Here is an 11,611-nt window from a genome sequence, read left to right on the forward strand (position 1 = left end):
CTCCTACAACAATCAATGTTTTTTGAATGATGTATTTTTTCTTATCTCGCTTGTCTCTTTCTGCATTCACATCTTTATTTTCCATAAAAGCAACAATTTCAGCGTATGTTTTTATATTTTCACGTTTCTTGATTATGTCAATTTTTATAGCAGCTGTCATAGCAATTACCCAAAAAACAACTGGAATAATTAAACCTAAACTACCAAAATATTTAATTGCTAATCCTATTGATCCTACAGCTAAAATCAAAAATATAGCCATTACCTGGCCCAACCTATTAAATTTAACTTGCTGAAGATTATTTTTCATCATTTCTACGTCCCCTTTAACTAAGTCATCTAGAGAAACATCGAAAAGAACACTTAGAAGCAATAAATTATGAATATCAGGATAACTTCTTTCATTTTCCCAATTTGAAATGGTTTGACGAGAAACATAAATTTTTTCAGCTAAATCTTCTTGAGAAAACCCTTCCCTATCTCGATATTTTTTAATTTGTTTACTAAGATTCATTTCGATTGCTCCTTCTACATCAAAAATAGTTCAAGGTGATTTATTTATGGTAGCAAATATCTTTATAAAAGCTGTTTTCAATATGTCAAAAAGCTTTATATACGTTTAAACCCCCCTTATTTATCAACATTTGTTAAATCTTAATCTTCAACCAAACAAAATAAACCTAATAAATTAAATATTATCCTCTATATTTAATTTATACAATATTATCAACCAATAAAAACAGAATCCCATAAACACAGGACTCTTTTTTAATGGTTTTGAAAGTGATCTTTTGAATAATTGTTTACATTGGAGAAAATCAGTAATAAATAATATATAATCATCATTTTTAGTAACTTTAATAAATTCTAAATTCAAGAGTGGAAAAATTTAGAATTTTCACTCCTTTATAATCTGTTTTAATGATATACTATTATGTAATGCGCATTAACAAATAAAATTATGTTAGGAATGAATATTATGAAATCCCATAAAAGTATTATTTTCGATATTATTATGTATATAGCTATCTCTATTTTCTGTATATATTGGATGTTAGAAGAAAACATCTCCTCATTATACATATATTCATATTCTATTATTATTGCGGCAATTATTATATTTAAAATAAATAGACTTATTAAAACCAACAATTAAAAAAAGACTCTTAGTTTTCAACTAAGAGTCTTTTTTAAAATTAACTATTAGGTAAATAGATTTTTTGTGGTTGGCTTGTCCAAGCTTGTCCCATCTGCTTTGTACGTTTACTATCTTTATATAATCGAGTCGTAGAATATTGATACCAATTGTTTGTCATAAAACCTTTTTGATATAAATCATAAGAATAGTAACAACTAGGTATTCTCTCATTAGCTTTATAACCAGTTAAAATGATAGCCACCTTAGCTCCCCAACCTAATCCTGGTATTGTAGTAGCTAATGTTGATCCGAGGGCTGCAGCATTTTTAGCTTCTTTAGTATGACCTGTAAGCGTTCCAACATATTTATAGCCTGCTTTAGGGGCTGCAGCTCTCATTATAGGATTATCCTTTTCAACTGGATTATTTCTTTTATTTGCTGCAATAGGATCATATTCATATGATAAATCTTCCTGTATAACATTATCAATTTTAACATTCCCCGTTACACCATCAAAAACAACAATATGCTGTTCACCATTTTTTTCATAAACATTTGTACGAATTAATCCCTCTATACTAGCATCAACAATCTGATAATCTGAATGTAATTTTTCAATTGTTACTGGTGATACTTCAGCATTTTGAACTATTTTATTACTAGTATTATTCTCCTCAGCAGACGATACCGTTGGTAAAATTCCAGAAGTAATAACAACTGCAGCTGCCATTGATGCTAAAATTTTCTTTTTATTCATAAATTTACCTCTTTTCAATTTGATACATCTAACATTAATGGAAAATGATAGGAAAATCAACATCGGAAATTAATTATTTATAAATATTCAAATTTTAAGTTTATTTAAAATGTTCTTCTCGCGAATAAAATAAGAACAAACCACTGATTTTACATACAAAACCCTAAAAATATTGTTTTTTTCATTCCCTCACTCAAAAAATTCTTGTAGCTTCGCACGATTTTATATCTTTACCAATGTAAACTTTTGAATATTAGTTTACATTCATATCATCTATTTTATTGACTTTATCGTAATTCACGATTTTCCCCCAAAATCACTATCGAAAGTATACATTCAAAACAATGTAAAAACGTGGTTTATAAGAGCCATGAAGAATAATCAAACTGTATTTCGAATACATAAAATCCAATAACACTTTTAGTAAAATTAACACATACAATACAATGAACATTTACAAATATCCATATAAATTTTTCTCTTCTAACGGATATGAAAAAAGAGATGGCTGGACACCATCTCTTTTTTCTACTTTTATTTGAAAGTAGTTTACATAACCCCACTTATCAGCAGTCCATGTATCTCAAAATCTATAAAAAAAATCCCTTCAGATCTTCCTTCTAAGGGATTTCTCGTTCACATAATCTGTATTATCAGTAATTTTTATTTATCTACTTTAAAATACTCTGGATGTTCTGCTTTCATAGATAAAATGTTACCACACTCCGTGCAAACATCAGCAATCACTCTTAAAAATTGATTAAAAAGGTTATCCGTACTAATAAGTCTTAAACATGCTTGGGCATTTAATGAATCTTGCCCGATTTCTCTAGAACCACAATTAGGACATTTCTTATTCATTTTCAATTCCTTCTTCCTAAGATTTAGTTCACATAAAATCCAATTATCAGTAGTATCCCAAAAAGCTCAGAGTTCACATATAACTCTAAGCTTTACTTTTGTATTCATTTTCCTATATTTTTTAGAGGAAGCAAAAGATTATTTCCAAAACTCATACCATTTCTTATCTTTACTTGCTGCAATCATCTTCTTAACTTCCTGAACTTCCCTTATTGTTTGCATAAGCATTTCATCGCGTCCCTGATTCTTCGCTACGTCTTCACTAGTATTCGTCGCTATAAGCATTTGGGATTCCTGTATCGTTTGTATAGCGCTCAATAACTCTGATTCTCTTTGTGCGAATCGATGGTCTTGTTCGACTAAACGTTTGTTTAATTCTTGTAGTAATTCATTTTGCTTTTCAATGACCTCATTTTGATCTTGAAGCATCGTCTGTAGCGTTGTAGCGTTGAAATTCGGTTCTTCATAGCGCTCAATTTCATGTCGCTCTAATGGCAATACCTCAACGCCTTGATGCCATGATACTATTTGTTTTGTGGCGTTTTCTAATGTCATGTCTGTGTCGTTCTTTAGGTTGATAACCTTACGAAACACCATTACATCACTTTCTCTATACTTCCTATGCCCACGTTCATTCTTTATGAAAGTATAACCCTCTTTTTCTAGTACATCAGCATACTTACGTAATGTACTAGATTGGATACCTAATTGCTCTGCCACTTCGCCAGGACTATATAATGTCTTCATAGCGTCTCACCTCAAAAATATATTCGCTATAGCAATGATATACCCTTTTTCCTAATAATTCACGTATCACTTGTTTCAAATTCTTTTTTATTTATACAAGATTTTATGCAAAAAAAGAATAGCGGGGATCCCTATAATCCCCGCTATATCAACCATGTATAAAATTTTGCATATTGAGTTGATATAGAAAAGAAGAAAGAATCCCATAAAAACAAGGATTCTATCAAAATATTTACTACCGATAATGAGACGTTATGTTAACCGATCGTGTATATGGTATACAATAAAATTGAGGTGAAGTTATGGGAATAACGCTAACGATTGATACGCTGCAAAAACTCAATGATACAGATTTAGCAACAAAATTTTTTGATTTGCTAGAGAAACATGGATTACATCTAGAGAAACTAGGATTGTATGAACCATTAAAACAAGAATATAGTAAAGAAAAAGGTATTGAAATATGGTGTTTAGAAGATGAAGGATGTTTTGATATAGAATCAAATAAAAGTTTAGGTAAAGCTGGGGGAGTGCTTGGAAAATCTAAAACACAAGGCTTTACCATGCATGTTGTTTGGTGGGATTGTCCATGGAAAAAAACGAATTATATATGGTTTCATTTTCAGAAAAAGGCTTATAAGGCATATAAGACTCAAATACAAGAACTGTTTAAAGATCTTATTATTCTTACGAATGGCTTGTATGGATACATAAGTGATGAAATTGCAGTTAATCGCCAACATGTTACAGGTACAATTCAAGAACGAATATCAGGAGTGTTCTGGTGTAATTATTTTGGACCCCCTCTTTTAGAAGTTTTAAGAAAAGAAAATGTAGAATCCTTTTCTTGGTACAACAGTGTTAAGGTTGATAATGGTGGAGTTATTACCTATTTAACATCAGATGCTTTAGATATAAAACTCAAGTCAAATGAACTTGAGAACAAGGCACAGGAGTATATTGGAAGTCATTGGTTTAATGGTAAAGCTGCCAATTATCACATATTTTAAAAATTAACTTCCTGTAACGATAATTATGTAAACACGAAAGTCCCCCAGCTAAACGATCTGGAGGACTTTTTTTATGTAGGGCGGGAAGACATCGGTCTTCCCTTCGGGTTACCCCGATGGAAAGGGCGTTTTGTTTCCAAAACTGTTTTTCCTAATTACATATTATGCAAAAGTTTTAACTTGGTTCCTAAATTAATAAATAAAGATTTATGTAAACCTCACATAAATCTTTATTTATAGACTAAAACAAAAAGAGTAAAAAAATGTTACTCTCATCAAAAAAACCAAACCAATATTTCTAAGTTATCTTCCAAATACACTCAATCCTAAATAAATCAAACTATAACTAAGTAAAGCACTTGCAAGCATCAAGCCTACTTTTAATAATTTATCTTTTATATTAGGCTTTACTTCACTTACAGGTTTTCCCTCTATAAAATCAACTATTTGACAATAAGTTTTTAAATTATGCTCTTTTTTTATATTTTCAACTTGCTGTGATGAAAACATAAGCAAAATCACAAGTACCACAGGTATTATAAGACCATAATAACCAAAAAAATAAAATACAGGTGCAGTAAAAATAGGAAGTATAATCATTAATGCTAGCATGATGTAACTCCACTTAAAAAAAATTGATTTTTGAAGTTCTTCTTTCATGATCTTTACATCTCCTTTAACTAAATCATCCAGGGAGACATTAAAGAGAATACTCATCATTAGTAAATTATGAATATCTGGATAGTTCCTTTCATTTTCCCAGTTGGAAATAGATTGTCTGGAAACATGAATTTTTTCTGCTAACTTCTCTTGGGACATATTATCCCGTTTACGAAAATATTGTATTTGTCTACCAATGTTCATCTATATATCTCCCTTAAGTCTGAGGTTAAGTTAAAGACTAATTAAAGACTACCAAATTTCTTTATAATAACGTGATTCTAAAGGTGTAAAAATCTTTTATCATGCTATTTCCCCCTGTTTTTGGGTATAAGTGCTAGCCCCCAGGAACTTAACGTAACTGAATATGGAATAAGCTTATTATTTAAATCGATAAAACTTTTTTCGGCGGGTATAATTGCTGATCCAAGTCGAGCAACTTAACCCCGTTTTTGGTCTGTTCGGCTTCAGGAAAACTAAAAACCCGCCGAAAAAAGTTTTGCAAGGAGGGGGCAAAGCGGACAAAGTAGAGATTTTTGAATGGTGTTTACTCAAAAATACTACCTGTTCCTTGCGGAACTTTTAGTTCTTATATAGCGAGTGAGAAAAGAAAAATAAAGAAAGTCAGTAATATCAGGGTTTTATAGAAGATTTTATAAGAGACAAATAAACATAGAAACAAAATACCTAGTAAAAATGAAAATTCTATCCAAATATTTGCTACCGATCATAGAACATTATATTAGCTTACTCTAAATATTTATTCATAACGATATTTCTATAATTTTTATTAATCTACAATCTAAAAATTAGCCAAAAAACCATAACCCACTACTTAAAACACTAAAACAACTAAAATCTTAAAGACTAATAACCCTTTAAGCATTTTTTACTATAAAGACAATTAAACCCTAATAAAACATTGAAACTTAATTACCCAGTCGTCTATTACAATAACCACTTTCCAACATATCCTATCTTGAGAAGTAGTTAGAGAGTTAGTTTTAAAAAACTCTTTTTCTACTTTTTTAATTTATAGGAAAGGATGATATAAATGCCAGAACATCATGATGAAATCCGTGCTTTGTTACGTGCATTTCAATTAGTTGGAGCAAGAGTTGTATTATTTTTACCATCATTCCATGTAGAGGGTCTTATTACTCGAATTGGAGAAGAATTTGTTACTCTTCGTGGTAATGGAGATGAAGTTGAAGTAGAAAGTAATGCTAATGGTGAAGACCTTGAAAATCCAAACCAAATTAGTGTTAAAATCAGTTCAATTTTATCAGTTAGTGATGACCAAGGAGCGTAATAAATAAAGTCAAAAAATGCAATGGGATTATAAATACCCATTGCATTTTTTAAATATTATTTTACAAAATCTTAATTAGTATAAATTAGTCTAAAATATTGCTTTAAAAATCACTTATACAAGAAATAATTTGGCTTGTTTATTATCCTTTTTATTATCACTCTTTTACATAATATGTTTACTATATAATACAACCTTTACTAGGAGGTGTTTAGATGTGTCAGTTTTGTTCAAATCAAAAAAATATTAAACAACCTAAATTCAGATTGTTTAATATAAATCCTATTCCTTTTCACACTCCACCAAGATCACAAAAAAGTCCTACGATTTCACCAGAAACAGCTAATACTCCACTAAAATCACAAAAGAAATCTAAGGTTCCACCAGAAACAGCTAATACTCCACTAAAATCACAAAAAAATTCTACTGTCTTATTAAAATTACCAAAACCCTCCGCATCACAACTCAAATCACAAAAATTTAAAATAAAACAAAATAGTTCACAATTAATATTTAATAAAGAAATATCTAAATATCAAATCGACACGTCTAGAAATATCACAGACGTTACAAATGAAATACAAAGACTTTTACATGATTATCAGTTAATTCATTTACCCATCATAGTGTTTTTAGAGCAAATTCATATTAAAGGTTTTATAATGAATATTGATAAAGAATCAATTACTATTATTGGGCCAAATGTACAAGTAAAAGATAATTCAACTAATAAAATTATACAATCACCAAATAAAATCAACATTAAAATTAAGTCCATTCAAGCAATTAGTGATACAGGAAACTTCCTTAAACAAAATAATACAGATCAAATTGATTAAAACAAAAAATAATCCCTTATACCTTTTGATTTTTGCCCTTTCCTGGGGTTCCGTCCTACACTTTTTATTCCACGATTCACTTGACCACGAGCCTCTACACCCTCAAACTCCCAAAGATAACCCCAGCGGGCAAAAACCGCCCTTCTGGGGCCACCTCTGATGAGTTTGCATGAGGGTGCCCCTCATGGTCAAGTGACTTTCGCGGCATAAACGTTCCGGACTCAGTGATCAGCCCTTCTCTAGCTATTTTCCCATGTATTCATATTACAAAATCCCCTATATTTAAATTAATATATTGTATAATATAGTTAAATCATATTCTATTTGGTATCATATAGAATCAAGTACATATTCTCCCCTACGGGGAGCCCGGTTTATCGCCTTAACGGCTTAAAACCGGGAAGTTCAAGACCTATCCACTGATCATCTTGCCGTCCTGCGTCCTGCAAGATTCAAGCAGGGCAAAATACGCCTGCCTTGGCATGATAAAAGCTGACGCTTTTCCATGCCTGCGGTCAGACGCATTCATTTTTGATTCTCGCTACGCTTGAACCAAAAACAAGCTCGGCAAGCCGAGTGAATGGTCTTCAGGCGTATTTTGCCCTGCGGGACTTCCTGGCCAGAATGCTTCGCATCTGTCCAGATTCTTTTTCTAAATCAGCTGACGCTTCTTAGAAAAAGACAAATAAAATCGCCTTCCGGCATTTTTATTTGTTTGATCAAAATTTCATGCTCCGCATCACATTTTGTATTTTCCAATCTATAGCTTTTGCTATTAGATTGGTTCATTCAAAACCAGCTTACGCTTTTTTGAATGAAATTAAATAAACATGTTTAAACAAATGTTTATTTAATAAAAAACGAACTATGTGAACATGTGTAAATGTACACATGTTCACATAGCAAAGACACATAGCTTCGCTATGGATTCCTAAATAATTAAATGCACAAATATAGCAAAGACAGGAGGCATCCCTATGGCCGCGCCACGAAAACATATAAGGATTCTCAAAACAAAAGAAATTGAAGGCATGGATATGCTTTGGAAAACTGGAACAGCTACCAGAGAACAAATGGAAAGAGAATATAACATCAAAGGAGATCGCCTGAAAAAACTTTGTCATAGCGGATATTTAGAAGAACGTACAGGAAAAATTGTTTTAGGAGAAAAAGGGATAGAAAAGTTTAAAAAAGAGGGAAAAGAGTATCAATATAAAACCGGTATAAATAATGCCAAACATGATATTCGTCTCTCTGAAAAATACATCTCTCTACCAAAAGAAACAAGAGAAACATGGAAAACAGAAAAACAATTGCATTCAGAAGCTCAGAAAGACCCCAGATACGACGATTTCAAAAAAAGAATAGTAGAGTCCCATCCGCAAGGGAAATTCCAGCCAACGCCCGATGGGGCCGTCTATAGTGAAGTCCATAGCGGTCACATTGCCATAGAAGTAACAACACGTAACTATAAAGAGATTGATATTCAACAAAAACAAGAATTTGCAAAGACATTTTTATCCGGATATGAACAACTATAGGAGGAGAAAACATGGCAATACAACCAACATTTATCGTTCCACCTACTTTTTATACAGTACATGAAATTATGAATAATACGAATTCACCCTATATCTTAAACTTACATGACATTCAGGAAGATCCACATAAGAGAAAATTAAGTGATGAATTACATTTATTTATCATGAAGCATTATCATAATCTATTTACATTTATGCTCCATCATCAACCTTACATGTTAAAGTCACAGTTCCTAGATTTATTCGGCTACCAAAAAGGGAAAAAGAATAAATCTAGAACACTTGGTTATGCAAAATTAAAGGAGTTAGAAGATAAACTGTTAATTGGTTCTAAATCCTTTTATGGTGCGGAATATATTTATTTATCTTATCGTGCTTATTATTATTTTGGCCAAGAAAAAAAGGTACTACCAATTGCACCTGGAGAAAATGTACTCTTCCGCCATTTTACCCGCATGGAAGACTATCTAGAATTAAGTAAACAATATACAGATCCAATATTATTAACCGCATTACTTTGCTCTCACGAGCATTATTATTTATTACATACAGAACCCTTTTTCCAAATCAACCCAATACAAGAAAAAGATACACGTTACTTTGGAGAATACTTTCCAAACAACAAAATACCTAAAAATCTTGATATGGAATTTATAACAGACTTTCTCATAAAGACAAAAAAAGAAAATAGAGGATTGTGGTTAATAAATGAAGAGACGCCCGATACCCAACTTCACGTACTTATTACATTCATAGATGAACTCTTTAAGATTCTTACTACACGTTGTTCTCTTAAATTACTTATTAATAATCAAAAAGAATCCTTACGGATTGTAGCAAATATTATCCCAATACCAGGGACATCTTATATCACAATTAATAACCTTATTTCTGATATCTATCATATTGAATTTTTATTAAAGATTTGCTTCCCAACAGTGATAACAAGCTTTACTTTTATTGTAATGAACCAAGATCATAAGCGTGAATTAAACAATGTTATCAGTAGAATTACTAAACTTAGAGAAAATAAAAAGAACTTACAACCATGGCAATCTATGATTGATCCAAAAAATATTAAAATCCGGAATACAAATCTATTTAGACGTTTAAATTTCAACGATTCCTACGAATCTCAGCGAGAGAAACCACTTCCACAATAAACACTTACTTATCGTAAGTGTTTTTAGTCTTCCCCCTACTTTTGAGGTAGAGGCTGGCCGGGGTGTGGGGAGACCCCACGTATTGCGTATCTAAAAATAGAATAAGAACTAATTTGGGAACGTTAAATCAAGCGGTTTGGCTCGTATAATGAGTAGCTCAAGCCGATATACCTAAATCCAACTTTTGAGTTTATCGGCTTGGCGATGGAAGCAAACGAGCCAAAAAAAGTTCCGCAAGGATGTTAGAAAAAAGAAAAGTCTTTGACTTTAGCCGAGGATTGACGAGGCGACTTTTTTCTAACAAAGGTGGAGATTTTTGAGTGTTCTTCTCAAAAATACTACCTGTTCCTTGCGGAACTTTTAGCCCTATATATAAGAGTGAGATAGAGAAAATAAAGAAAGTTAGTAATATCAAGGGTTTAAGAGACATAGGGTGTACCCAAAATGGAACACCTGTGTACCCAAAATGGAACACCTAAAAAATGGAAAATCATATAAAAAAAAAGAAAGCAATAAAAAATCACTCTCTTTTTAAAATATTTTATTTAAAATAAATAAATTGGTAATTTATGTTTTTTACCATCTTCAGTTATAAAATTTCTAAGTGCTTTTTTAAAGATTCTTTGAGTTGCTTTATCCACTCCGTCTTTTGGAGAACAACACATAATATTAGGATTAACAAACCAAGTACGGCTTGTACAAATACGTCCATCTTCTGTTGTTGTACCAGTTTCTGCAACAGCCAATAATCCTTTTTTCATTAAACCATTCATTAATTGAGAAACTTTTCCTCTAGTTCTATTCAATTTCTTAGCTAAATAAGTAGGCGTTGCACTATCAGAATCAAATTCATTCTCTTTGCTAGCCCTTTCAACTAAAATATTTGTTTTAAACTCTACATAAGGTATAAGATCCATTAAAAAAGCTTTTTCAGATGTTGTTAAGTATTCGATTTCACTTAGATAATTATAGTTATCCATAATAATCTGCACAAATTTCACCCGATCCGTCGGCTTTTTCTTTTTTGCAATGAAATACTCTTCTCCTCCAGTCGCCTTACTTAATAACTGCAAAAGCATTGCTTTTTCTTCTTCTGAATAGCCACCAGCTTGCAATTGATTATAAATATTATCAATCTTATTATCTCTTTCTATTGCTTTTTTTTCAGCTTGTCCAAAATCTACAACTTTTGTCATAAAATAATTCTCTCCCCTAGTGGAAGGAATCAACTTTTATATGTTAGAATGTATATAGAATATATATTGGTTGATTCCAACCTTATTATGAAAAACCGCCTGCCGTCCAAAGCATGGGCGGTTTTTCTCGTTTATACGTCTTTCTTTATAATAACATGAAACCCTTGTTAAAGCTTTCCATCCCTTACAAAAACACAACATTTAACCCTCTTTTTCTACTTTAAACTCATACAATACAGATATTATCATAATAAGAAAAAGAACCCTAAAAACCAGGTTCTTTTTCTTATTATTCAATGTAAACATTTAAATAGGTTTACATTCATTTTTCACCTTATAAAAATATCGAAAAACTCAAAAGAGCAATAATTCCTGAAACCAACGCAA

Annotated in this window: 11 protein-coding genes; 5 read left to right on the forward strand and 6 right to left on the reverse strand. The window is 31.4% G+C overall.

Annotated elements, in window-relative coordinates; all coding sequences use genetic code 11:
* The 4 genes from QCI44_RS30540 to QCI44_RS30555 form a co-directional block, all read right to left on the reverse strand.
* Positions 1 to 514 (reverse strand): helix-turn-helix transcriptional regulator (locus QCI44_RS30540; RefSeq protein ID WP_353811657.1); only part of this gene is annotated, 514 nt, incomplete at its 3' end.
* Positions 515 to 1,196: 682 nt separating this feature from the next.
* Positions 1,197 to 1,895 (reverse strand): hypothetical protein, encoded by a 699-nt coding sequence (locus QCI44_RS30545; RefSeq protein ID WP_353811658.1) that lies wholly within the window; start codon positions 1,893 to 1,895, stop codon positions 1,197 to 1,199.
* Positions 1,896 to 2,558: 663 nt separating this feature from the next.
* Positions 2,559 to 2,756 (reverse strand): hypothetical protein, encoded by a 198-nt coding sequence (locus QCI44_RS30550; protein ID WP_353811659.1) that lies wholly within the window; start codon positions 2,754 to 2,756, stop codon positions 2,559 to 2,561.
* Between the two features lie 138 nt (positions 2,757 to 2,894).
* Positions 2,895 to 3,503, reverse strand: coding sequence for a DUF3967 domain-containing protein (locus QCI44_RS30555; RefSeq protein ID WP_353811660.1), 609 nt, complete (start codon positions 3,501 to 3,503; stop codon positions 2,895 to 2,897).
* A 302-nt stretch (positions 3,504 to 3,805) separates the two neighbouring features.
* Here QCI44_RS30555 and QCI44_RS30560 point away from each other — a divergent pair, with 302 nt between their 5' ends.
* Complete coding sequence (locus QCI44_RS30560) at positions 3,806 to 4,513, forward strand: hypothetical protein (RefSeq protein ID WP_097960972.1); 708 nt, start codon at positions 3,806 to 3,808, stop codon at positions 4,511 to 4,513.
* Between the two features lie 303 nt (positions 4,514 to 4,816).
* On the opposite strand, the gene QCI44_RS30565 is transcribed toward QCI44_RS30560, so the two are convergent.
* Complete coding sequence (locus tag QCI44_RS30565) at positions 4,817 to 5,377, reverse strand: helix-turn-helix domain-containing protein (protein WP_353811661.1); 561 nt, start codon at positions 5,375 to 5,377, stop codon at positions 4,817 to 4,819.
* 850 nt (positions 5,378 to 6,227) lie between these two features.
* Between QCI44_RS30565 and QCI44_RS30570 the strand changes: the two genes are divergently transcribed.
* From QCI44_RS30570 to QCI44_RS30585, 4 genes are all read left to right on the forward strand, one after another.
* Positions 6,228 to 6,485 (forward strand): hypothetical protein, encoded by a 258-nt coding sequence (locus QCI44_RS30570; protein ID WP_001114056.1) that lies wholly within the window; start codon positions 6,228 to 6,230, stop codon positions 6,483 to 6,485.
* A gap of 215 nt (positions 6,486 to 6,700) precedes the next feature.
* Complete coding sequence (locus QCI44_RS30575; RefSeq protein WP_353811662.1) at positions 6,701 to 7,324, forward strand: hypothetical protein; 624 nt, start codon at positions 6,701 to 6,703, stop codon at positions 7,322 to 7,324.
* Positions 7,325 to 8,301: 977 nt separating this feature from the next.
* Positions 8,302 to 8,865, forward strand: a complete 564-nt coding sequence (locus tag QCI44_RS30580; protein WP_353811663.1) for a hypothetical protein — start codon at positions 8,302 to 8,304, stop codon at positions 8,863 to 8,865.
* An 11-nt stretch (positions 8,866 to 8,876) separates the two neighbouring features.
* Positions 8,877 to 10,028, forward strand: coding sequence for a hypothetical protein (locus QCI44_RS30585; protein WP_353811664.1), 1,152 nt, complete (start codon positions 8,877 to 8,879; stop codon positions 10,026 to 10,028).
* A gap of 545 nt (positions 10,029 to 10,573) precedes the next feature.
* On the opposite strand, the gene QCI44_RS30590 is transcribed toward QCI44_RS30585, so the two are convergent.
* A complete protein-coding gene (locus tag QCI44_RS30590; protein WP_353811665.1) occupies positions 10,574 to 11,224 on the reverse strand; it encodes a MarR family transcriptional regulator in 651 nt (216 codons plus the stop codon).
* Positions 11,225 to 11,611: the final 387 nt, after the last annotated feature.

Origin of the sequence: Bacillus cereus group sp. RP37 (genome assembly GCF_040459695.1) — a bacterium.
GTDB lineage: Bacteria > Bacillota > Bacilli > Bacillales > Bacillaceae_G > Bacillus_A.